Raw genomic sequence first — 20,390 nt, 5'->3', positions numbered from 1 at the left:
GCTCCAGCACAGCGGGCAGGGCGATGGTGTCGATCTGTGCGCTCGCCTGGCGCAAGGCTTCCACGCTGCGCTCAAAGGCGCGCGCCACGGGGGCGTCGAGCCCTTCCAGGAAGAGGGTGGTCGGCACCGCCAGCCGGTACTGGGACAGCGGCGCCAGGCTGCGCGTCACGCGCCGGGCGGCCAGCACCTCGTGCGCCACGATGGCGTCGCGCACGGTGCGCGTCATGGCGCAGGCGGTGTCCAGGGTGGTGGACAGCGGCACGGCGCCGGCGGTAGGCACCAGCCGGGCGGTGTTCTTGAAACCCACGATGCCGTTGAGCGCTGCAGGAATGCGGATGGAGCCACCGGTGTCCGACCCCAGCCCGATGAACGCTGCGCCAGTGGCCACCGATACCCCGGCGCCGGACGAAGACCCGCCGGGCACGCGGGGCGCGCCGGGCAGGGCGCCAAAGCGGGCATCCCAGGCAGCAGGCGTGCCGTAGTGGGGGTTGACGCCGACGCCAGAGAACGCGAACTCCACCATGTTGGTGCGGCCGATCAGGTTGGCACCTGCTGCGCGCAGGCGGGCCACGGCCGGGCAGTCCTCGGATGCTGTGGGAGCGTCTGCGAGCGCGGTGGAGCCCGCCGGGGTGGGTTGGCCGGCCACGTCAAACAAGTCCTTCACCGACGCCGCCAGCCCGGCCAGGGGCAACTGGGCCACACCCGGCTGCATCGCCGTGGTGCGTGCCTCGTCAAACAGCGTGCGCACAAAGCTGTGGGTGTTGGATGCGGCCTGGGCGGTGTCGATGCAGCGCTCCAGCTCGGCGGGCGCGGTGGTGGCGCCGTCCCGCAGTTGCTCACGGGTGGCGATCAGGTCAGGGAGCATGGGTGTGCTAGAATCTTTGGGTTTTGCTGGGAGCAGTAGCGCAGTGGTGCAAGGTTTGCACAACCGGCGTGGCCGCTGCGGCAAGACCAATCGCAAAGCAGCCCTGTCAAGGTGTTGCAGTGTTCGTGAGGATCACGGCACTGCAAATATTGGGGCTGATTTTAGACCTAACCTTTGGAGTATTTTTATGTCCGTTACCATGCGCGAAATGCTGGAAGCCGGTGTCCACTTCGGTCACCAAACCCGCTTCTGGAACCCCAAGATGGCCCCCTACATCTTCGGCCATCGCAACAAGATTCACATCATCAACCTGGAAAAGTCGCTGCCACTGTTCCAGGAAGCCCAAAAGTTCGCCAAGCAACTGGCTGCCAACCGCGGCACGATCCTGATGGTCGGCACGAAGCGCCAAGCCCGTGAAATCCTGGCCACCGAAGCGCAACGCGCTGGTGTGCCTTTCGTGGACCAGCGCTGGCTGGGCGGCATGCTGACGAACTTCAAGACCGTGAAGACCTCGATCAAGCGCCTCAAGGACATGAAGGCTCAGCAAGAAGCTGGCCTCGAGAACCTGAGCAAGAAGGAGCAACTGACGTTCTCCCGCGAAATCGAAAAGCTCGAAAAGGACATCGGCGGCATCCAGGACATGGCTGCTCTGCCCGACGCCATCTTCATCATCGACGTGGGTTTCCACAAGATCGCCGTGGCCGAAGCCAAGAAGCTGGGCATCCCGCTGATCGGTGTGGTTGATACCAACCACTCGCCCGAAGGCATTGACTACGTGATCCCTGGTAACGACGACTCGGCCAAGGCCGTGACGCTGTACGCCCGTGGCATCGCTGACGCGATCATCGAAGGCCGTGCCAACGCCGTGAATGAAGTCGTGAAGGCTGCAACCGCCGAGAGCACCGACGAATTCGTGGAAGTGCAAGAAGCCGCTGCCTGATAGCCCGGCTGCGCGATCCGTCGCGAACAAAAGCGGGGCCCCTGGTGAGCCCCCTTTTTTTTAGCCCGAATCTGAACTGACTGAACTGAATACTGAAGGAATAAAGATGGCTGCAATTACCGCAAGCATGGTGGCTGAACTGCGTGGCAAGACCGACGCCCCCATGATGGAATGCAAGAAGGCGCTGACCGAAGCCGATGGCGACATGGCCAAGGCGGAAGAGCTGCTGCGCGTCAAGCTGGGCACCAAGGCAGGCAAGGCCGCATCGCGCGTGACTGCTGAAGGCGTGGTCGCCAGCTACATCGACGGCACCACGGGTGCTCTGGTCGAAGTCAACAGCGAAACCGACTTCGTTTCCAAGAACGACAGCTTCATTGCTATGGCCAACGCCGCTGCCAAGCTGGTGGCACTGCACAACCCCGCCACGGTGGAAGCCCTGGGTGCCCTGCCCTACGAGCAAGACAGCTTCGGCCCCACGCTGGAAGATGTGCGCAAGGGCCTGATCGGCAAGATCGGCGAAAACATGTCGTTCCGCCGCTTCAAGCGCTTCAGCGGCTCCAATCTGGCAGCCTACCTGCACGGCTCGCGCATCGGTGTGGTCGTCGAGTTCGACGGTGACGCCACCGCCGCCAAGGACGTTGCCATGCACGTGGCCGCCATGAAGCCCGTGGCCCTGACCAGCGCCGACGTGCCTGCCGATCTGATTGCCAAGGAGCGCTCGGTCGCCGAAGGCAAGGCTGACGAAGCCAACAAGGAACTCGTGGCTGCCGGCAAGCCTGCACAAAGCGCTGAAATCACGGCCAAGCGCATCGACGGCGCGGTGCAGAAGTACCTCAAGGAAGTCTCGCTGGCCGACCAGGTCTTCGTGAAGGCTGCCGACGGCAAGCAAACCGTGGCCCAGATGCTCAAGGCTGCCAACACCAACGTGAAGGGCTTCACCCTGTACGTGGTGGGCGAAGGCATTGAGAAGAAGGTGGACGACTTTGCTGCCGAAGTGGCTGCCCAGGTGGCTGCTGCCAAGGCTGCTGCCTGATCGTTCCCTGTAACCACCCCACCAAAGCCTCGTACCACTTACTGGAGAAATTTCCCATGTCCAACGCTGCACCAGCCCATAAGCGCATTTTGCTCAAGCTGTCTGGTGAGGCGCTGATGGGGGATGACGCCTTCGGTATCAACCGCGCCACTATCGTGCGCATGGTCGAGGAGATCGCCGAAGTGACCCGCCTGGGTGTCCAGGTGGCCGTGGTGATCGGTGGGGGCAATATTTTCCGTGGTGTCGCCGGGGGCTCGGTCGGGATGGACCGTGCCACCGCCGACTACATGGGCATGCTGGCCACCGTGATGAACGCCCTGGCCCTGGCCGACGCCATGGACAAGCAGGGCCTGGTGGCCCGCGTGATGTCCGCCATTGCCATCGAGCAGGTGGTCGAGCCCTATGTGCGCCCCAAGGCGCTGCAGTATCTTGAAGAGGGCAAGGTCGTGGTCTTCGCGGCCGGTACGGGCAACCCGTTTTTCACCACCGACACAGCAGCTGCCTTGCGTGGCGCGGAAATTGGCGCCGAATTGGTGCTCAAGGCTACCAAGGTGGACGGCGTTTATACTGCCGACCCCCAGAAGGATCCCACGGCGACGCGCTACACCAAGCTCAGCTTTGACGAGGCCATGTCCCGCAATCTGGGCATCATGGACGCGACTGCCTTCGCCCTGTGCCGTGACCAGAAGCTGCCCGTGAAGGTGTTCTCCATCATCAAACACGGCGCCTTGAAGCGCGTGGTGATGGGCGAAGACGAAGGTACGCTGGTTTACGCTTGATCACGATGGAAAGGCCTGCATTGCATGCAGGTCGGCCCGAGGAGAAAACATGACGATTGCCGACATCAAGAAGACTGCTGAAACCAAGATGGACCAGTCCATCACCGCGTTCAAGAACAACCTGCAGAAGATTCGCACCGGTCGTGCCAATCCGGCCCTGCTCGATACGGTGCAGGTCGAGTATTACGGCTCCCTGGTTCCACTGAGCCAGGTGGCCAACGTGGCGCTGATCGATTCGCGCACCATCAGCGTGCAGCCCTGGGAAAAGGGCATGGGCGCCAAGATTGAAAAGGCCATCCGCGAAAGCGACCTGGGCTTGAACCCGGCTTCCATGGGCGACCTGATCCGCGTGCCCATGCCCCCCATGAGCGAAGAGCGCCGCAAGGAAATGACGAAGCTCGCGCGCAACGAGGGCGAGAGCGCCAAGATCGCCGTGCGCAACCTGCGCCGCGATGCCAACGAATCCGTCAAAAAACTGGTCAAGGACAAGCTGGCGTCCGAAGACGACCAGAAGCGCGCCGAAACGGAAGTGCAAAAGTTCACCGACAAGCACATCGCCGAGATCGATGCGCTGGTGGCCGCCAAAGAGCAGGAAATCATGGCGGTTTGAGCCCCCAGGGCTTGAACATTCCCATGTCTGTATCTCCGGTGGTGCCACACCACATTGCCATCGTCATGGATGGCAACGGCCGCTGGGCTACGCGTCGCTTTCTGCCGCGTCTGGCCGGCCACAAGCAAGGGGTTGACTCACTTCGCCGCTGCGCACGCGCTTGCGTGCAGCGCGGCGTTGGTGTGCTCACGGTGTTTGCGTTCTCTTCCGAAAACTGGAACCGCCCCGCCGACGAGGTCTCCGGCCTCATGGAGCTGCTGGCGATGGCGCTGGCGCGCGAGGTGCCCCAGCTCAAGAAAGACGGCGTGCGTCTTCATTTTGTGGGCGAACGTGGCAGCCTTTCGCCCAAGGTGCGAGACGGCCTGGGTCAGGCAGAAGCCGCCACGGCGGACAACACCCGCCTGGTGCTCAACGTGTGCTTCAACTACGGAGGCCGCTGGGACATCGCGCAGGCGGCGGCATCGCTGGCTGCCCGTGGCGAGCCCATCACCGAGGCCAGTCTGCACAATGCGATGGGATTGGCCCACGTGCCCGACCCCGACCTCGTGATCCGCACCGGGGGAGAAATGCGGATCAGCAACTTTTTGCTCTGGCAATCGGCATACTCCGAGTTCTTCTTCAGCGACCGACTGTGGCCCGATTTCGATGAGTCCGCCCTGGACGAGGCCATCGACGCCTTCAGCCGCCGCGAGCGCCGTTTTGGCAAAACCTCTGAACAGATTCTGTCCGCGCATCCTGATCCGATGCCGGGTTGAGAACCTGAACAGGTTCTGAAAGCCCCCATGCTTCAACAGCGCGTCATCACAGCCCTTGTTCTGCTGGCCATCTTGTTGCCCGCGCTTTTCTACGCCAACACCATACCGTTCACGCTGGTCGTGCTGGTTCTGATGGCTGCCGGGGCTTGGGAATGGGGTCGTCTGTGCGGCTTTGGCCAAGCAGGTTCCGTGGCGGTGGGTGTGGCCTGTGTGGCCTTGTGCGCCGGGTCGTGGGCGCTGGGCTGGGTCGATCGCCCGTTGACTGCCCTGTGGGTGTTGGGCGGCGGGCTGTGGGTCCTGGCGGCTGCCTGGCTGCTCAAGGCCGGGGTGCCCGGCTGGCCCCGCATACCGGCCGGTTTGCGCCTGGTCGCTGGGGTGTTGGCCTTGTGGTTGGCATGGCTGGCGGTGGTGCAGGCACGCAATGTAGGCATCAATTTTCTGTTGTCGGTGCTGCTGCTGGTGTGGGTGGCGGATATTTTTGCCTACTTTGCGGGGCGTGCGTTTGGGTTGCGGTTTACCAAGGGCAAGCTGGCACCCTTGATCAGTCCTGGCAAGAGCTGGGAAGGTGTGTGGGGCGGCCTGGCAGGGGTGATGGTGATGGCTTTTGTTTGGGCGGGAGCGGATGCCCACTGGCAGGCGTCGGTGCCCAGTTTTTACAGCCGCATGGCGCAGCAGGGCTGGTGGTTGCTGGTGATTGCGGCGTTGTTCATGGTGGCCATGAGCGTGTCGGGTGACCTGGTGGAGTCGCTCATCAAGCGCAGCGCCGGAGTCAAGGACAGCAGTGGCCTTTTGCCCGGACACGGCGGCGTGCTTGACCGCGTGGATGCCTTGCTGCCCACACTGCCCCTGGCCATGATGCTCACGAGCCTGACAACCCTATGAAGAAACAACGACTCACCGTTCTCGGTTCCACCGGCTCCATCGGGACCAGCACGCTGGATGTGGTGGTGCGCCACCCTGAGCGCTTTGAGGTGTTTGCGCTGAGTGCGGCGACGCAAGTGGATCTCTTGCTGGCGCAGTGCGCGCAGTTTCGCCCGCGTTATGCTGTGATGGCCAGCGCCCCGCACGCTGCTGCCTTGGCTGAAAAATTGCAGGCCAATAGCCTTCCAACGCAAGTCATTCAATCGCAAGATGCTCTTGAAGTGATAGCGTCACACGATGAAGTGGATGCCGTGATGGCTGCCATCGTGGGGGCGGCCGGTCTTGCGCCCTGTCTGGCTGCGGCCCGCGCAGGCAAACGACTGCTGCTGGCCAATAAGGAGGCCCTGGTGGTGGGCGGCGGGTTGTTCATGCAGACCGTGCGCGACGGTGGCGCCACGTTGCTGCCCATTGACAGCGAACACTCGGCCATCTTCCAGTGCTTGCCAGAAGACCCTGCCACTTGGTCTGACCGGGTGGACAGCATCCTGCTCACAGCCTCGGGCGGCCCGTTCCGCCAGCGGGACCCTTCCACGCTGGCGCAGATCACCCCTGACCAGGCCTGCGCGCACCCCAACTTCTCGATGGGACGCAAGATTTCCGTGGATTCGGCCACGATGATGAACAAGGCCCTGGAGGTCATTGAGGCCCGCTGGCTGTTTGATCTGCACCCGGACCAGATCAAGGTGGTCATCCACCCGCAGCAGATCATCCATTCGATGGTTCAGTTCAAGGACGCCTCCATCCTGGCGCAGCTGGGTACGCCCGACATGCGAGTGCCCATTGCCTGCGGCCTGTCCTGGCCCGAGCGCATTACCAGCGGGGCCAGCAAGCTGGATTTCTCGACCCTGAGCGCCCTCGCGTTTGAAGACGCGGACGCCATTCGCTTCCCGGGCCTGCACCTGTCCTGGCAGGCGCTGAAGGCGGCCGAGGGGACCACTGCCGTGCTGAATGCGGCCAACGAGGTGGCGGTGGGCGCCTTTTTGTCGGGTCGGCTGCGTTTTGACCATATTCATGCGGTCAACCTTGCAACTTTGGATGCAGTTTCGCCCTCCAAGCCCGATTCGCTCGCCGCGTTGCTGGATCTGGACACCCAGGCCCGCCATGCGGCTGAACATGTGGCGGGCCGTCTGGCTGCCTGACTGCCGGCCCACTCAGGAACCAACCATCCATGCTGCTTACTATCGCTGCCTTCATCGTCGCCCTCGGTCTTTTGATCGCAGTGCACGAATACGGGCACTACCGCGTGGCGGTGGCCTGTGGGGTCAAGGTATTGCGGTTCTCTGTGGGTTTCGGCAAGCCGCTATTGCGCTGGCAGCCCCAGGGGTCTCCCACGGAGTTTGTGCTGGGAGCCTTCCCATTGGGGGGCTATGTGCGCATGCTGGACGAGCGAGAGGCACCCGTTGCCGCAGAGGAGCGGCATCTGGCCTTCAACACCCAGCCCCTGCGCTCGCGAGCAGCCATCGTTGCGGCTGGGCCCATCGCCAATTTGTTGTTGGCAGTGCTGCTGTATTCGGTGGTGAACTGGAACGGTGTCGAGGAGCCCCGAGCCATTCTGGCAAGCCCGGTCGCAGGCTCTGTCGCACACAGTGCCGGTTTGCGGGGCGGTGAACTGGTAGAGCAAGCCGCTTTGGGGGCAGAAGACCTGGAGCCAGTTCGTTCGTTTGAAGACCTGCGGTGGCTGCTGACCCGTGGTGCGCTTGAGGGGCTGAACGTGCGTCTTGACGTCCAGTCCGCCCATGGTGCGGGCCATCGTGAGGTCGTGCTCGACATGTCCCGGATCGACAGCCGTGAGGCTGATGCCCAGCTGTTTCGCAAGGTCGGCATCCTAGGACCTTGGACCCGCCCTGTGTTGGGCCAGGTCATGGCGCAAAGCGCGGCTGAGCGCTCTGGCCTGCGCCAAGGTGATGTGGTGCTCAAGGTGGGGCAGACCGATGTGGTGGACGGCCAGCAACTGCGCGAGTTGATCCGGCAGTCGGTGCGCGGCAACGAGCCATTGGCGCAGCCATGGCGCGTTGAGCGCGGTGGTCAGGTGATGACACTGGAAGTGTTGCCCGAGGCTGTGGCCGAACCAGCCAACACGGTGGGGCGCATTGGCGCCTACGTGGGAGCTGCACCAGAATTTGTCACGGTGGACTACGGGCTGGCCGATGGTCTGTGGGGTGGTGTGGTGAAGACCTGGGATGTGTCGCTGCTGACTCTGCGCATGATGGGCCGCATGGTGATCGGCGAGGCGTCGCTCAAGAACCTCAGTGGCCCCTTGACCATTGCCGACTACGCAGGCCGCTCAGCCAGCATGGGGCTGACGCAGTACCTCATCTTTCTTGCCCTGATCAGTGTGAGCCTGGGGGTGCTGAACCTGCTTCCGCTGCCAGTCTTGGACGGTGGGCACCTGATGTATTATCTTTGGGAGGGTGTCACGGGCAGGGGTGTGTCGGACGCATGGATGGAGCGATTGCAGCGTGGAGGCGTTGCTGTCCTGCTTGTCATGATGTCCATAGCCCTGTTCAACGATATCACCCGGCTCTTTGGCTAACACTTTTGCCGCGCTTGCCCTGCAACTGCGGCTCCCGCTTCATTCATGAAAAAACACATCAATCGCCTGGGCGTGCGTACCGCATCGGCCGTTGCAGCCATGATTTTTGCCGCCAATGCGGCATGGGCTCTGGAGCCATTCAAGGTGCAGGACATTCGCGTGGAGGGCTTGCAGCGTGTGGAGCCGGGTACCGTGTTTGCATCCATGCCCCTGCGGGTGGGTGACGACTACAACGACGAAAAAGGCGCCGCAGCAATTCGTGCGTTGTTCGGCCTGGGACTCTTCAAGGATGTGCGCCTGGAGGCTAGCGGCAACGTTCTGGTGGTGATGGTCGAAGAGCGCCCCACCGTCGCCGACGTGGACTTTGCCGGTGCCCGTGAATTCGACAAAGATGCGCTCAAAAAAGCCATGCGCGAAGTGGGCCTGACGGAAGGGCGTCCTTATGACAAGGCGCTCACCGACCGCGCCGAACAAGAGCTCAAGCGCCAGTACATCAACAAGAGCCTGTACGGCGCCGAGGTGGTGACCACGGTCACGCCCATCGAGCGCAACCGCGTGAACCTGACCTTCACGATCACGGAAGGTGAGCCCGCACGCATCAAGGAAGTGCGCATCGTGGGCAACAAGGCGTTCAGTGAATCGACGCTCAAGGGCCTGTTCGACCAGGACACGGGGGGCTGGCTGAGCTGGTACACCAAGTCCGATCGCTACTCGCGCACCAAGCTCAACGCCGACCTTGAAACCCTGCGCTCGTATTACCTGCAGCGCGGCTACCTGGAGTTCCGTGTGGACTCAACGCAGGTCGCCATCTCGCCGGACAAGCAGGACATCTCCATCACTGTCAATGTGACGGAAGGCGAACGGTATGTGGTGTCGGGCGTGAAACTCGAAGGCAACTATCTGGACCGCGAGGACGAGTTCAAGTCGCTGGTGACCATTCGCCCAGGTGAGCCCTACAACGCCGACCAGGTGACTGAAACCACCAAGGCCTTCTCCGAGTATTTCGCCCGGTTTGGTTTTGCATTTGCCCGTGTGGAGGCTGTGCCCGAAATCGACCGCGAGAACAATCGTGTCAACTTTGTGCTGCAGGCCGAACCGGCACGCCGCGCCTACGTGCGCCGTATCAACGTCAGTGGCAACAACCGCACGCGTGACGAAGTCATTCGCCGTGAGTTCCGCCAGTACGAAGCCTCCTGGTACGACGGCGACAAGATCCGCCTGTCCCGCGACCGCGTGGACCGTCTGGGCTTCTTCACGGAAGTGAACGTGGAAACCCAGGAAGTGCCCGGCTCGCCCGACCAGGTCGATCTGGTGATCAATGTGGCAGAAAAGCCCACCGGCTCGTTGCAACTGGGTGTGGGTTTTTCCAGCGCCGAAAAAGCGTCTCTCTCGTTCGGTATCAAGCAGGAAAACATCTTTGGCTCGGGCAACTACCTGGGCATCGACGTCAACACGAGCAAGTACCGGCGCACACTGGTGTTCAGCACCACCAACCCGTACTTCACGCCCGAAGGCATCTCGCGCACGCTCGATGTGTACTACCGCACTGACAAGCCCTATGAAGACCAGGGGGGCAATTACCAGCTGGTAACCACCGGGACCTCCGTGCGTTTTGGCGTGCCTTTCAGTGAGACCGACACGGTGTTCTTTGGCGGTGGGCTGGAGCAGACCCGCATCAAGCCCGGCACGAACATCCCGGCCACCTACCTGTTTTACGCAGACAAGTTCGGCTACAGCAGCACCTCGATTCCATTGACTGTGGGCTGGTCCCGTGACGACCGGGACAGCGCCTTGGCGCCCAACTCCGGCCGGTACCAGCGCCTCAATTCCGAATGGTCTGTGGCAGGCGATGCACGCTACGTGCGGGCCAACTATCAGTACCAGCGGTACATCCCCCTCAACAAGCGCTTCACCATTGCGTTCAACGGCGAGGCCGGTTATGGCAAGGGCTTGAACGGCCGTCCGTTCCCGGTATTCAAGAACTTCTACTCGGGCGGCTTGGGCTCGGTGCGTGGTTTCGACCAGGGCACCCTGGGACCACGTGATGTGACCGGGGCCTCGTTGGGTGGGCCCAAGAAGATCACGCTGAACACCGAGCTGATTGCTCCGTTCCCGGGTGCTGGCAATGACCGGACCCTGCGTGTGTTCACGTTCCTGGACGTGGGCAATGTGTACGGCGAGAACGACAAAGTTACTTTCAGTGACATGCGTGCCTCCGTGGGCCTGGGTCTGAGCTGGATTTCGCCGCTCGGTCCCTTGCGTTTGGCGTTTGCGCAGCCGGTGCGCAAGTTCGCCGGCGATAGAATCCAGAAACTGCAATTCCAGATTGGAACGTCTTTCTAATGAAATCCTTTTCTCGCCATCTCTCCGTGGCCTTGCTGCTCGGCACCGTTGCCATCGCAGCCCCTGCACAAGCGCAAGAGTTCAAAGCCGGTTTCGTCAACACTGATCGCATCTTCCGAGAAGCCACCACAGCCAAAGCTGCGCAGGCCAAGCTGGAGCAGGAGTTCTCCCGTCGCGAGAAAGAACTGGTGGATCTGGGCAACACCCTGAAGACTGCCAGCGACAAGTTTGAGCGTGAAGCACCCACCATGGCAGAGAGCCAACGCACCGCGCGCCAGCGCCAGCTGGTGGACCAGGACCGCGACTTCCAGCGCAAGCGCCGTGAATTCCAGGAAGACCTGAGCGCCCGCAAGAACGAAGAGCTGTCGCAAGTGCTGGAACGCGCCAACAAGGTGGTCAAGCAGGTGGCCGAGGCCGAAAAATACGACGTGATCCTGCAAGAGGCCGTCTATATCAATCCCAAGCACGACATCACCGACAAGGTGATCAAGGCCCTGAATGCCGCTGCTGCAGCCAAGTAAGCCGCTGCGCAAGACAGGTGGCGCGTGAGCAGCTTGCTTCTCGGTCACATTGTTGATGCGCTCGGTGGTTCGCTGGAAGGAGGTGCGCGGGAAACCGTCATCGCCCGCATTGCGCCACTGGAGGTTGCGGGTCCGGGAGACCTCAGTTTCCTGAGCAATCCCCGCTACCAACAGCAACTGGCCGCCTCCCGGGCGGCCTGTGTCATTGTGGCGCCTGCCATGCGCGATACCGCATTGGCGCGCGGCGCATGCATCGTGGCCGACAACCCGTATGTGTACTTTGCCCGCGCCACCCAGTTGTGGCGCCAGCGCAATACACCCGCGCGGACGTCCGGTGTGCACCCCAGCGCAGTGGTTGATCCCTCGGCGCAGGTCCACCCCTCGGCCACCATCGGTCCTCTGTGCGTGATCGAACGGGGGGCCTCGGTGGGCGCAGATACCGTGCTCAAGTCGCGCGTCACCGTGGGCGAGGGCTGCAGCATCGGCGCGCGTTGCATCGTCCATGCGGGCGTGGTCATTGGCGCTGATGGTTTCGGTTTTGCGCCTGAGAATGGGCAGTGGGTCAAGATCGAGCAACTGGGTGCCGTGCGCGTTGGAGATGACGTCGAGATTGGCGCCAACACCTGCATCGACCGGGGTGCGCTGCAGGACACGGTGATCGAAGACGGCGTGAAGCTCGACAACCTGATCCAGATCGGACACAACGTGCGCATCGGCAAGCACTCGGCCATGGCTGGGTGTGTAGGCGTGGCGGGCAGTGCCACCATCGGGGCGCATTGCACTGTGGGCGGTGGTGCCATCGTGTTGGGGCACCTGGAGCTGGCTGACAACGTACACATCTCGGCCGCGACGGTGGTCACCCGCTCTCTCACCCGGCCTGGCCAGTACACCGGCATGTTCCCCATCGACGACAATGCGCGCTGGGAAAAAAACGCTGCCACACTCAAACAATTGCACAGCCTGCGCGAGCGCATCAAGGCGCTGGAGCTGGCCCTCAAGGCAGCATGAACGGAAGAACAACTCGATGATGGATATTCACGCAATTCTCAAACAACTGCCCCACCGCTACCCGTTTTTGCTGGTGGACAAGGTGATCGAGTTAGAGAGCAACACCCGCATCAAGGCCATCAAGAACGTCACGTTCAACGAGCCCTATTTCATGGGGCATTTCCCTGGCCGTCCGGTGATGCCGGGTGTGTTGATTCTGGAAGCACTGGCCCAAGCTGCGGGCTTGCTGGCGTTCGATGCCATGGGCAAGGTGCCCGATGAGAACAACATTTACTACTTTGTCGGTATCGATGGCGCGCGGTTCAAGCGCCCTGTGGAGCCCGGCGACCAGTTGATCCTGACCATCACCATCGACCGCGTGCGCGGTGGCATCTGGAAGTTCAAGGGTGTTGCGAGCGTGGGCGAAGAGGTGGCCTGCGAGGCCGAACTCATGTGCACCATGCGCAACGTCGGTTGACCGGTTCAGGCCTGTTGGATCGTGAGCAATATCCACCCCACAGCCATCGTTGCGGACGGCGCCCGCCTGGACCCTACGGTCACGGTGGGGCCCTACACGGTCATTGGCGAGCATGTGTCCATCGGCGCGGGCACCACAGTTGGCGCGCACTGCGTGATCGATGGGCGCACCACGATTGGTGCTGACAACCGCATTTTCCAGTTCAACTCCATCGGCGCCATCCCGCAGGACAAGAAGTACGCAGGCGAGCCGACCGAGCTGGTCATCGGCGACCGCAACACCATCCGCGAATTCTGCACACTGAACCTGGGCGTGCCCCAGGCTGGTGGCATCACCACCGTGGGCCATGACAACTGGATCATGGCGTACACCCACATCGCCCACGATTGCCATGTGGGCAATCACACCACACTGGCGAACAACACCACGCTGGCAGGGCATGTGCACCTGGGCGACTGGGTGACGGTGGGCGGGCTCACCGGCATCCACCAGTTCGTCAAGATTGGTGCGCACGCCATGGTGGGCTTTGCCAGTGCGGTGTCGCAGGACGTGCCGCCTTTCATGCTGGTGGATGGCAACCCCTTGGCGGTGCGCGGCTACAACGTGGTGGGGTTGCGCCGCCGCGGCTTTTCGGCCGAGCGCATTGCCGCGGTCAAGCAGATGCACAAGCTGATTTATCGCCAGGGCCTGACCCTGGAGGCCGCGCGTGCTGCCATTGCAGAGTTGCCGCAGTCCGCACCGCAGGCCGGTGAAGATGCGGCGATGATGGAGCAGTTCCTGGCCGACGCCACGCGCGGCATTGCGCGCTGAGGGCTTGGCGATGGCAGATTCCCCCCGCGTCGCCATGGTGGCGGGCGAGACGTCGGGCGACTTGCTGGCGGGCTTGCTCATCGATGGCATGCAGGCGCATTGGCCCGGACTGAAATCCAGCGGCATTGGCGGGCCGCAGATGGCGCGCCGCGGTTTTACTGCCTGGTGGCCCAGCGACAAGCTGGCAGTGCACGGCTACAGCATGGAGGTTCTGCGCCGGCTGCGCGAGCTGCTGGGCATTCGCAAACAACTGCGCGAGCGCCTGCTCAAGGACCGCCCCGACGTGTTCATCGGCGTGGACGCTCCCGATTTCAACCTGGGCCTGGAGGCCGATTTGCGCGCTGCCGGCATCAAGACCGTGCATTTTGTGTGCCCGTCCATCTGGGCCTGGCGTGCGAATCGCGTCGACAAGATCCGCCGCAGCGCGGACCATGTGCTGTGCATCTTCCCGTTTGAGCCAGAGCTGCTCGCGCAGCACGGCATTGCCGCCACCTACGTAGGTCACCCGTTGGCGGGTGTGATTCCCATGGTGCCGGACCGTGCGGCCGCACGCGTACAGCTGGGCCTGAAGGATGAGGACGAAGTCCTGGCCATCCTGCCGGGGAGCCGCTCCTCCGAGATCCAGTACATCGCCCAGCCATTCTTTGAGGCTGCAGCGCTAGTACTTCAAGCGCGACCAGCTATTAAATTGATAGTGCCTGCAGTGCCCGCACTGCGTGACCGCATCGAGCAGTTGGCGCGCGCGTGCGGTCTGGGCGATGCCCTGCAAATCACCACGGGCCAGTCGCACACGGTGCTCGCAGCGTGTGATGCCACGTTGATAGCCAGCGGCACCGCGACGCTGGAGGCCGCGCTCTTCAAGCGGCCCATGGTCATCGGCTACCACATGCACCCGCTCAGCTGGTGGCTCATGCGCCGCAAGCAGTTGCAACCCTGGGTGGGCCTGCCCAACATCCTGTGCCGCGAGTTTGTGGTGCCCGAGCTGATCCAGGACGCCGCTACGCCCCAGGCGCTTTGCGCAGCCACGCTGGACTGGCTGGACGCAAAGCGCCAAGATCCCCGAAAAATTGCAGCCCTGGAGCAGCGCTTTACGGCGCTGCACGAGAGCCTGCTGCGCGACACCCCCCAACTGGCTGCCGATGCGATCCAGAAAATCCTCGCTCCCACTGCCTGAGCAGGCCTGCCTGCCCTGGCACCCGCCCGGCCTCGTGGCTGGCGTGGATGAGGCTGGCCGTGGCCCCCTGGCCGGGCCCGTGGTGGCGGCGGCCGTGATCCTGGACGACCTGCACCCCATTGCTGGCCTAGCCGATTCCAAGAAACTCACGGCCGCGCGGCGCGAGAAGCTCTACGACGAGATCCGCGCCAAGGCCCTGTGCTGCAGCATTGCCGAGGCCAGCGTGGAAGAGATTGACCAGCTCAACATCCTGCAGGCCACGCTGCTGGCCATGCGCCGTGCCGTCATGGGGCTGCGGCTCAAACCGGCCATGGTGCTGGTGGACGGCAACCGGCTGCCCGTGCTGGACGTTCCTGCGGAGGCCATCGTCAAGGGCGATGCGCTGGTGCCGGCCATCTCGGCGGCCTCCATCCTCGCCAAGGTGCACCGCGACCGCTGGTGCGCGCAGGTGCATGACGAGTTTCCGCAGTACGGCTTTGCCGGCCACAAGGGGTACGGTACGGCCGTGCACATGGCCGCCTTGCGGGAGCACGGTGCCTGCATTTACCACCGGCGCTCGTTTGCGCCGGTGGCCCAGAACCTGCGCGCCGGATCTTGACCGGGCGCTGAAAATTTGCCATGACCTCCTCGTCCGTGACCTCCATCCATTCCCGCGATAACACCTTCGTCAAGGATTTGCGCCGTTTGGCCCAGGATACGACGGCGTACCGCAAGCAGGGCCGTGTCTGGCTTGAAGGCGATCATTTGTGCCGCGCTGCGCTCGCACGGGGGCTGCGGGCATCGGTGGCGGTGTTTTCGGAGTCTTTTTGGCCGCGAGCGCAGGTGCAATATGCTGGTGCAGCTACAAAATTCATAGTCCTTGCCGATACACTTTTTGCGGACGTGAGCGGACTGGAGTCGCCCGCCTCGATGGGCTTTATCCTGGACTTGCCCGCACCGGCTTCACTCCAGCCCAATGCGCCCACCGTGGTGCTGGACAGGGTGCAGGACGCGGGCAATGTGGGTTCCATCCTGCGCAGCGCCTCGGCGTTCGGGTTCCGCCAGGTGGCCGCCATCAAGGGAAGTGCCGCGCTGTGGTCGCCCAAGGTCTTGCGGGCTGGCATGGGGGCGCATTTCGCGCTGGACCTGATCGAGGGGCTGGCGCTGGATGATCTTGCCGCGCTGCAGGTGCCGCTGCTGGTCACCAGCTCGCATGCGGGTGACTTCCTGCACCGCGCCGCCTTGCCCTGGCCCTGCGCCTGGGTGATGGGCCACGAAGGGCAGGGCGTCAGCCCGGCTCTGGAAGGTAGGGCTTCTTTGCGCATCCGCATCGCCCAGCCCGGCGGCGAGGAGTCGCTGAACGTGGCGGCGGCTGCGGCCATCTGCCTGCACGCGAGCGGAGCAGGGCGCTGAGCCTGTCCGCGCCCGCCGCGGTGCCATGGGCGCTCGGGGTGAGCCTTGGTCCCGCAGCTCATAGACGTTGGTACCAGGGTTATGCAAGGCATGCATTGCGGAGGTGTCAGCGACGGAGGGTATAATCGGGAGCTTTTCTCGCAACAGCGTCGCCCGACCGCACCCAAAGCAACAACCCATCTGAGAGCAGCCATTGGCACCATCGCGCTTCGAGTGTGCGAGTGGTCTGCAGGCGCCGGGCGACCGTAACCATCCGGAGAACCCAGTGCTTTTGTCTCTCAAGGGAAACTTCCCGCCCGCCATCCTGGCGCTCGCAGACGGCACGGTCTTTATCGGTAACTCGATCGGTGCCACCGGCACCACGGTCGGTGAAGTGGTGTTCAACACCGCCATCACCGGCTACCAGGAAATCCTCACCGACCCCAGCTACTGCCAGCAGATCGTCACCCTGACGTATCCGCACATCGGCAATTACGGCGTCAATGCGGAAGACATCGAAGCCGACAAGGTCCATGCTGCAGGCCTGATCATCAAAGACCTGCCCCTTCTGGCCAGCAACTTCCGATCCACCGAAACACTTTCGCAGTACCTCGTGCGCGAAAAGACGGTGGCCATTGCCAACATCGACACCCGCAAACTCACTCGCCTGCTACGCGACAAGGGTGCGCAGAACGGCGCCATCCTGGGCCTGGCGGCCGGTGAGGCTGTGACGCAGGCGCGCATCGACGAAGCCCTGGCGGCTGCCAAGGCCGCGCCTAGCATGAAGGGCCTGGACCTCGCCCAGGTGGTGACCACCCCGTCGACCTACACCTGGGACCAGACCGAGTGGAATCTGGGTGCAGGCTATGGCACACAGGCTGCGCCGCGCTTCCACGTGGTGGCGTACGACTTCGGCGTCAAGAAGAACATCCTGCGCATGCTGGCCGAACGTGGCTGCAAGCTCACCGTGGTGCCCGCCAAGACGCCCGCGGCCGACGTGCTGGCCATGAAGCCGGATGGTGTGTTCCTGTCCAACGGCCCTGGTGACCCAGAGCCCTGCGACTACGCCATCGAAGCCACCCGCCAGATCGTTGACGCAGGTGTGCCCACCTTCGGTATTTGTCTGGGCCACCAGATCATGGCATTGGCCAGCGGCGCCAAGACCTTCAAGATGGACAACAGCCACCATGGTGCCAATCACCCGGTGAAGGACCTGGACAACGGCCGCGTGAGCATCACCAGCCAGAACCACGGCTTTGCCGTGGACATGGCCTCGCTGCCCGCCACGCTGCGCCCCACGCACATCAGCCTGTTCGACGGCACGCTGCAAGGGCTGGAGCGCACCGACAAGCCTGCGTTCTGCTTCCAGGGCCACCCCGAGGCATCGCCCGGCCCGCACGACATCGCCTACCTGTTTGACCGCTTCACCGCGCTGATGGAGAAGAAATAATGCCAAAGCGCACAGACCTCAAATCGATCCTCATCATTGGCGCCGGCCCGATCATCATCGGCCAGGCCTGCGAGTTCGACTACTCCGGCGTGCAGGCCTGCAAGGCCCTGCGCGAAGAAGGCTACAAGGTCATCCTGATCAACAGCAACCCTGCCACGATCATGACCGACCCGGCCACCGCCGACGTCACCTACATCGAGCCAATCACCTGGCAGACGGTCGAGAAGATCATTGCCAAGGAACGCCCCGACGCCATCCTGCCCACCATGGGCGGCCAGACTGCGCTGAACTGCGCGCTGGACCTGTGGCGCAACGGCGTGCTCGACAAGTACAAGGTCGAGTTGATCGGTGCCACACCCGAAGCCATCGACAAGGCCGAAGACCGCCTGAAGTTCAAGGACGCCATGACCAAGATCGGTCTGGGCTCCGCGCGCTCTGGCATCGCCCACAGCATGGACGAAGCCTGGGCCGTGCAAAAGACCGTGGGTTTCCCCACCGTGATCCGCCCCAGTTTCACGCTGGGCGGTACCGGCGGCGGCATTGCCTACAACCCCGAAGAGTTCGAGACCATCTGCAAGCGCGGCCTGGAAGCCTCGCCCACCAACGAGTTGCTGATTGAAGAGTCGCTACTCGGCTGGAAGGAGTACGAGATGGAAGTGGTCCGCGACAAGGCGGACAACTGCATCATCATCTGCTCCATCGAGAACCTGGACCCCATGGGGGTGCACACAGGGGACTCGATCACGGTGGCCCCTGCGCAGACGCTGACCGACAAGGAATACCAGATCATGCGCAACGCGTCGCTCGCGGTGCTGCGCGAGATCGGCGTGGACACGGGCGGCTCGAACGTGCAGTTCTCGGTCAACCCGAAGGACGGCCGCATGATCGTCATCGAGATGAACCCGCGCGTGTCGCGTTCGTCGGCGCTGGCCTCCAAGGCCACGGGCTTCCCGATTGCCAAGGTCGCGGCCAAGCTGGCCGTGGGCTATACGCTCGATGAGCTCAAGAACGAAATCACCGGCGGCGCCACGCCTGCCTCGTTCGAGCCTTCGATCGACTACGTGGTCACCAAGATCCCACGTTTTGCGTTCGAGAAATTCCCGACGGCCGACAGCCGCCTGACCACCCAGATGAAGTCTGTGGGTGAGGTCATGGCCATGGGCCGCACCTTCCAGGAGTCCTTCCAGAAAGCCCTGCGCGGTCTGGAAGTGGGCGTGGATGGCATGAACGAAAAGACCCAGGACCGCGAAGTGCTCGAAAAGGAACTGGGCGAGCCCGGTCCCGAGCGCATCTGGTACGTGGGCGACGCGTTTGCCATGGGCCTGTCGGTGGACGAGGTGTACGACCTCACCAAGATCGACAAGTGGTTCCTGGTGCAGATCGAAGAGATCGTGAAAATCGAACTCGAACTCGACCAGCTCGCCGCCGACAAGGGTGATGCAGCATTGGCTACGCTGGATGCCGACACGCTGCGCACGCTCAAGAAGAAGGGTTTCTCCGACCGCCGCCTGGCCAAGCTGCTCAAGACCACCGAGAAATCGGTGCGCGAAGCACGCCGCGCGCTGAATGTTCGCCCCGTGTACAAGCGCGTGGACACCTGCGCTGCCGAGTTCGCCACCAACACGGCCTACATGTATTCGACCTACGAGGAAGAGTGCGAAGCGGCGCCGACGGACAAGAAAAAGATCATGGTGCTGGGCGGTGGCCCGAACCGCATCGGCCAGGGCATCGAGTTCGACTACTGCTGCGTGCATGCCGCACTGGCCATGCGCGAGGATGGCTACGAAACCATCATGGTCAACTGCAACCCTGAAACGGTTTCGACCGACTACGACACCTCCGACCGCCTGTACTTCGAGCCGCTGACGCTGGAAGACGTGCTCGAGATCGTGGACAAGGAAAAGCCACACGGTGTGATCGTGCAGTACGGCGGCCAGACGCCGCTCAAGCTGGCATTGGGCCTGGAAGCTGAAGGCGTACCCATCATCGGCACCAGCCCCGACATGATCGACGCGGCCGAAGACCGCGAGCGTTTCCAGAAGCTGCTGGGGGACCTGGGCCTGCGCCAGCCGCCCAATGCCACGGCGCGTACCGAAGCCGAGGCGTTGGAAAAGGCCGCCACGCTGGGTTACCCCCTGGTGGTGCGCCCCAGCTACGTGCTGGGCGGCCGCGCGATGGAAATCGTGCACGAGCAGCGCGACCTGGAGCGCTACATGCGCGAGGCCGTCAAGGTGAGCAACGACTCGCCCGTGCTGCTCGACCGCTTCCTGAACGATGCCATCGAGTGCGATGTGGATTGCCTGCGCGACCCCGAAGGCAAGACCTTCATCGGTGGCGTTATGGAGCACATCGAACAAGCCGGCGTGCACTCGGGCGACTCGGCCTGCTCGCTGCCGCCGTACTACCTCAAGCAAGCCACGGTGGACGAGCTCAAGCGCCAGTCTGCTGCCATGGCCGAAGGCCTGAACGTGGTGGGCCTGATGAACGTGCAGTTCGCCATCCAGGAAGTGGATGGCAAGGACGTGATCTACGTGCTGGAGGTCAACCCCCGCGCGTCGCGCACGGTGCCGTTTGTCTCCAAGGCCACCGGCATCCAGCTGGCCAAGGTCGCAGCGCGCTGCATGGCGGGCCAGTCGCTGGCTTCGCAGGGCATCACCAAGGAAGTGACACCGCCTTACTTCAGCGTGAAGGAAGCCGTGTTCCCCTTCGTCAAGTTCCCGGGCGTGGACACCATCCTCGGCCCCGAGATGAAGTCCACAGGCGAGGTGATGGGCGTGGGCAAGACCTTTGGGGAAGCGTTCGTGAAGAGCCAGCTGGGCG

19 protein-coding genes are annotated in these 20,390 nt (G+C 63.1%); 18 read left to right on the top strand and 1 reads right to left on the bottom strand.

What is annotated here, in order from left to right; translation table 11 throughout:
- Positions 1 to 865, bottom strand: an 865-nt coding sequence (locus DBR23_RS30810; protein ID WP_369882125.1) for an amidase family protein, incomplete at its 3' end; no start/stop codon positions are given.
- A gap of 187 nt (positions 866 to 1,052) precedes the next feature.
- On the opposite strand from DBR23_RS30810, the gene rpsB reads away from it, so the two are divergent.
- From rpsB to carB, 18 genes are all read left to right on the top strand, one after another.
- The gene (gene rpsB, locus DBR23_RS16075) at positions 1,053 to 1,805 is read left to right on the top strand and encodes a 30S ribosomal protein S2 (RefSeq protein WP_056067188.1); all 753 of its coding nucleotides are present in this window, start codon (positions 1,053 to 1,055) and stop codon (positions 1,803 to 1,805) included.
- A gap of 106 nt (positions 1,806 to 1,911) precedes the next feature.
- The gene (gene tsf, locus DBR23_RS16070; protein ID WP_015013552.1) at positions 1,912 to 2,838 is read left to right on the top strand and encodes a translation elongation factor Ts; all 927 of its coding nucleotides are present in this window, start codon (positions 1,912 to 1,914) and stop codon (positions 2,836 to 2,838) included.
- Between the two features lie 56 nt (positions 2,839 to 2,894).
- Positions 2,895 to 3,617: a UMP kinase gene (gene pyrH / locus DBR23_RS16065; RefSeq protein ID WP_008906712.1), complete on the top strand. Its 723-nt coding sequence runs from the start codon at positions 2,895 to 2,897 to the stop codon at positions 3,615 to 3,617.
- A 49-nt stretch (positions 3,618 to 3,666) separates the two neighbouring features.
- Positions 3,667 to 4,227, top strand: coding sequence for a ribosome recycling factor (gene frr / locus DBR23_RS16060; RefSeq protein WP_056067192.1), 561 nt, complete (start codon positions 3,667 to 3,669; stop codon positions 4,225 to 4,227).
- 23 nt (positions 4,228 to 4,250) lie between these two features.
- Positions 4,251 to 4,982 carry a polyprenyl diphosphate synthase gene (gene uppS / locus DBR23_RS16055; RefSeq protein ID WP_056067194.1) on the top strand — a complete coding sequence of 244 codons (732 nt, stop codon included), beginning with the start codon at positions 4,251 to 4,253 and terminating at the stop codon, positions 4,980 to 4,982.
- Between the two features lie 27 nt (positions 4,983 to 5,009).
- Complete coding sequence (locus tag DBR23_RS16050) at positions 5,010 to 5,864, top strand: phosphatidate cytidylyltransferase (RefSeq protein ID WP_108498906.1); 855 nt, start codon at positions 5,010 to 5,012, stop codon at positions 5,862 to 5,864.
- Positions 5,861 to 7,042, top strand: coding sequence for a 1-deoxy-D-xylulose-5-phosphate reductoisomerase (gene ispC / locus DBR23_RS16045; RefSeq protein WP_108498905.1), 1,182 nt, complete (start codon positions 5,861 to 5,863; stop codon positions 7,040 to 7,042). The genes DBR23_RS16050 and ispC overlap by 4 nt, the downstream gene beginning before the upstream one ends.
- 29 nt (positions 7,043 to 7,071) lie before the next feature.
- On the top strand, positions 7,072 to 8,436 hold the full coding sequence (rseP, locus tag DBR23_RS16040; protein WP_108498904.1) for an RIP metalloprotease RseP: 1,365 nt from the start codon (positions 7,072 to 7,074) through the stop codon (positions 8,434 to 8,436).
- Between the two features lie 45 nt (positions 8,437 to 8,481).
- On the top strand, positions 8,482 to 10,779 hold the full coding sequence (bamA, locus tag DBR23_RS16035; RefSeq protein ID WP_108498903.1) for an outer membrane protein assembly factor BamA: 2,298 nt from the start codon (positions 8,482 to 8,484) through the stop codon (positions 10,777 to 10,779).
- Entirely contained in the window at positions 10,779 to 11,300 is a 522-nt protein-coding gene (locus DBR23_RS16030) for an OmpH family outer membrane protein (protein ID WP_056067203.1), read from the top strand. The genes bamA and DBR23_RS16030 overlap by 1 nt, the downstream gene beginning before the upstream one ends.
- Positions 11,301 to 11,324: 24 nt before the next feature.
- Positions 11,325 to 12,308, top strand: coding sequence for a UDP-3-O-(3-hydroxymyristoyl)glucosamine N-acyltransferase (gene lpxD, locus DBR23_RS16025; protein ID WP_108498902.1), 984 nt, complete (start codon positions 11,325 to 11,327; stop codon positions 12,306 to 12,308).
- Positions 12,309 to 12,324: 16 nt separating this feature from the next.
- Complete coding sequence (gene fabZ, locus DBR23_RS16020; protein WP_056067207.1) at positions 12,325 to 12,765, top strand: 3-hydroxyacyl-ACP dehydratase FabZ; 441 nt, start codon at positions 12,325 to 12,327, stop codon at positions 12,763 to 12,765.
- 21 nt (positions 12,766 to 12,786) lie between these two features.
- Positions 12,787 to 13,575 (top strand): acyl-ACP--UDP-N-acetylglucosamine O-acyltransferase, encoded by a 789-nt coding sequence (lpxA, locus tag DBR23_RS16015; protein ID WP_108498901.1) that lies wholly within the window; start codon positions 12,787 to 12,789, stop codon positions 13,573 to 13,575.
- Between the two features lie 10 nt (positions 13,576 to 13,585).
- Positions 13,586 to 14,749, top strand: a complete 1,164-nt coding sequence (gene lpxB / locus DBR23_RS16010) for a lipid-A-disaccharide synthase (RefSeq protein WP_108498909.1) — start codon at positions 13,586 to 13,588, stop codon at positions 14,747 to 14,749.
- Positions 14,715 to 15,347, top strand: coding sequence for a ribonuclease HII (rnhB, locus tag DBR23_RS16005; protein WP_108498900.1), 633 nt, complete (start codon positions 14,715 to 14,717; stop codon positions 15,345 to 15,347). The genes lpxB and rnhB overlap by 35 nt, the downstream gene beginning before the upstream one ends.
- 20 nt (positions 15,348 to 15,367) lie before the next feature.
- Entirely contained in the window at positions 15,368 to 16,141 is a 774-nt protein-coding gene (locus tag DBR23_RS16000; RefSeq protein ID WP_108498899.1) for an RNA methyltransferase, read from the top strand.
- 265 nt (positions 16,142 to 16,406) lie between these two features.
- Positions 16,407 to 17,570, top strand: a complete 1,164-nt coding sequence (gene carA / locus DBR23_RS15995; RefSeq protein WP_108498898.1) for a glutamine-hydrolyzing carbamoyl-phosphate synthase small subunit — start codon at positions 16,407 to 16,409, stop codon at positions 17,568 to 17,570.
- Positions 17,570 to 20,390 (top strand): carbamoyl-phosphate synthase large subunit (gene carB / locus DBR23_RS15990; protein WP_108498897.1); only part of this gene is annotated, 2,821 nt, incomplete at its 3' end. The genes carA and carB, both read left to right, overlap by 1 nt.

The sequence above is a fragment of the Acidovorax sp. HMWF018 genome (genome assembly GCF_003061035.1).
GTDB lineage: Bacteria > Pseudomonadota > Gammaproteobacteria > Burkholderiales > Burkholderiaceae_C > Acidovorax > Acidovorax delafieldii.
This window is presented reverse-complemented; position numbering and strand designations above follow the sequence as displayed.

Coding starts and splice junctions, on each gene's coding strand:
- rpsB (WP_056067188.1), top strand. CDS start 1,053: ATGTCCGTTACCATGCGCGAAATGCTGGAAGCCGGTGTCCACTTCGGT.
- tsf (WP_015013552.1), top strand. CDS start 1,912: ATGGCTGCAATTACCGCAAGCATGGTGGCTGAACTGCGTGGCAAGACC.
- pyrH (WP_008906712.1), top strand. CDS start 2,895: ATGTCCAACGCTGCACCAGCCCATAAGCGCATTTTGCTCAAGCTGTCT.
- frr (WP_056067192.1), top strand. CDS start 3,667: ATGACGATTGCCGACATCAAGAAGACTGCTGAAACCAAGATGGACCAG.
- uppS (WP_056067194.1), top strand. CDS start 4,251: ATGTCTGTATCTCCGGTGGTGCCACACCACATTGCCATCGTCATGGAT.
- DBR23_RS16050 (WP_108498906.1), top strand. CDS start 5,010: ATGCTTCAACAGCGCGTCATCACAGCCCTTGTTCTGCTGGCCATCTTG.
- ispC (WP_108498905.1), top strand. CDS start 5,861: ATGAAGAAACAACGACTCACCGTTCTCGGTTCCACCGGCTCCATCGGG.
- rseP (WP_108498904.1), top strand. CDS start 7,072: ATGCTGCTTACTATCGCTGCCTTCATCGTCGCCCTCGGTCTTTTGATC.
- bamA (WP_108498903.1), top strand. CDS start 8,482: ATGAAAAAACACATCAATCGCCTGGGCGTGCGTACCGCATCGGCCGTT.
- DBR23_RS16030 (WP_056067203.1), top strand. CDS start 10,779: ATGAAATCCTTTTCTCGCCATCTCTCCGTGGCCTTGCTGCTCGGCACC.
- fabZ (WP_056067207.1), top strand. CDS start 12,325: ATGATGGATATTCACGCAATTCTCAAACAACTGCCCCACCGCTACCCG.
- lpxB (WP_108498909.1), top strand. CDS start 13,586: ATGGCAGATTCCCCCCGCGTCGCCATGGTGGCGGGCGAGACGTCGGGC.
- rnhB (WP_108498900.1), top strand. CDS start 14,715: ATGCGATCCAGAAAATCCTCGCTCCCACTGCCTGAGCAGGCCTGCCTG.
- DBR23_RS16000 (WP_108498899.1), top strand. CDS start 15,368: ATGACCTCCTCGTCCGTGACCTCCATCCATTCCCGCGATAACACCTTC.